At 64.0% G+C, this 1755-nt stretch carries 4 protein-coding genes; 1 reads left to right on the top strand and 3 read right to left on the bottom strand.

All coding sequences use genetic code 11. The features are described 5' to 3' along the window. A partial coding sequence (locus tag AC1D00_RS39760; RefSeq protein ID WP_477014458.1) for a substrate binding domain-containing protein occupies nt 1-551 on the top strand: 551 nt, incomplete at its 5' end. 53 nt (nt 552-604) lie between these two features. On the opposite strand, the gene AC1D00_RS39755 is transcribed toward AC1D00_RS39760, so the two are convergent. From AC1D00_RS39755 to AC1D00_RS39745, 3 genes are all read right to left on the bottom strand, one after another. Beyond that, nucleotides 605-865 (bottom strand): hypothetical protein, encoded by a 261-nt coding sequence (locus tag AC1D00_RS39755; RefSeq protein WP_038967442.1) that lies wholly within the window; start codon nt 863-865, stop codon nt 605-607. A gap of 103 nt (nt 866-968) precedes the next feature. Next, entirely contained in the window at nt 969-1247 is a 279-nt protein-coding gene (rpsU, locus tag AC1D00_RS39750; protein WP_135178941.1) for a 30S ribosomal protein S21, read from the bottom strand. Between the two features lie 276 nt (nt 1248-1523). After that, nucleotides 1524-1755 (bottom strand): EAL domain-containing protein (locus AC1D00_RS39745; RefSeq protein ID WP_477014457.1); only part of this gene is annotated, 232 nt, incomplete at its 5' end.

Below are 1755 nucleotides of genomic sequence, written 5' to 3'. Positions count from 1 at the left end.
CGCTGAAACATCCGCAGGTCCGACTCGAGGTCACGACGGACGATCGCGCCGTCGACATGATCGAGGAGGGCTATGACCTGGTGATCCGCGTCAATCCTGATCCGGACGAAAGTCTTGTCGGGCGAATCTTTCTGYGGGATCGGCTGGTGGTCGTGGCGAGCCCCAACCTGAGTCGTCCCTCGGGCGATCTCGCGGTACCGGTCGTGGTGCGCGGCGTGAGCGACCTGACCCCCATTTGGGATGTGATGGCGCCGGGCGGAAGTTCGCGTATCGCGATTGATCCGGTGCTTCGCCTGTCGTCGCTCATGATGGTTCGCGATGCGGTCCGAGCGGGTGTCGGCGCCGCGCGGCTTCCCGTGTCGCTTGTGAGTCACGACCTGGCGGCCGGCAAGCTTGTACACTGGGGTGATGTCGATGGACCCGAGATCACTCTCTGGGCGCTCTATCCATCGCGACGACTGCTAAGCGCGCGCGTATCGGCGTTCCTCGACTGTCTCAAGGAAGCGTTCCCTTCGGGCGCACCCGAGGAGCTCGCAGCCTTCCTCGACTGAGCAAAAAAGCGTCGTTTACGCTGGCGGCCGTTGTTGTGCGGAAAGACCGCTTCCTATTGCAGCACTTTCGGCATCACGATGACGACGTCAACCTGCTTGTCCAGCACCTGCGATGCGACCGCGGCGATGTAGGGCGAGTAGCTGTCTTCGATGTCGGATGCGACCTCCGCGTTCCCGGCGAAGGCGTAGAGCATCGTCCCCTCGATATTGTCGAAGCGGATGCCCGCGAAGACGCGATCGAACGTCTCGGCGCCGACGATGCCTGCCATGAGCGCCTGGATAGCCTGGTCCTGGACGAGTGTGAGCTTCATCATGCCGATGAGATATGGACCATCTTCCCGGATACAAGATGCGCAGCAACGATGCCGGTCTGTTCTCATTGCCCGGTCGGCCTCACGGCGCTGTCGTGCCGCCGTTTCAGCCCGCGGGCCTGGCAGCGGTCTGGGGCAGCGGCGGCTTGCGCTCGGGAAGCTTCTTTTTCGGGGGCGCGGGCAGCAAGCCTTCCCTGATCGCCTGCTTGCGAGCGAGCTTGCGGGCGCGGCGAATGGCCTCGGCTTTTTCGCGCGTCTTTCGCTCCGACGGCTTCTCGTAGGAACGCCGCTGCTTCATTTCCCGAAACACGCCCTCGCGCTGCATCTTCTTCTTCAGGACACGAAGCGCCTGGTCGACATTGTTGTCGCGAACGAGTACCTGCAATTGTGTCTCCTTGTCGGGCTGCGAAATGCGGCAGTCCTGCACGCAGCCTATTGCGCAGGAGCTTCGTTGCGATCGTGAGGATGACGGTAACGGCGATCTTCGCGCCGGCTTCGAACACGCGAGCTGCTTGTCGCCGCGATATAGTTCGGGGGCGACGTGAACACTCCCGGGCCGCCATGTCAATCGATAAGGCTTCCCTGCGCGTCAATTCGCCATCTGAAGCCGTTCCGGGCTGGCAACGGCGGGGGCTGATACGGGGCGGGGGGCGGGTATGCCCTAAGCCGCCGCCGCCTGCGCCGACAGCAATTGCTTCAGCTTTGCGGCCGGGACGGCCGGGCTGAAAAGCCAGCCCTGCATCTGGCTGCATCCGAGCTGCCGCAGCACCTCGCGCTGCGCCTCGGTCTCGACGCCTTCGGCCGTCGTCGCCATCCGGCGCGCGGCGGCCATGTGCACCACGGCCTGCACGATCGGAGAAGAGTCCTCGGGCTCGCCGATGTCGCTGATGAAG

The organism is Bradyrhizobium sp. P2_E8 (genome assembly GCF_056403875.1).
The sequence above is the reverse complement of the archived record's forward strand: the minus strand, read 5'-3'. Positions and strand labels throughout refer to the sequence as shown.

Excerpts from the sequence above, each read along its gene's own strand:
- AC1D00_RS39755 (WP_038967442.1), bottom strand. The coding sequence starts at position 865 with ATGATGAAGCTCACACTCGTCCAGGACCAGGCTATCCAGGCGCTCATG.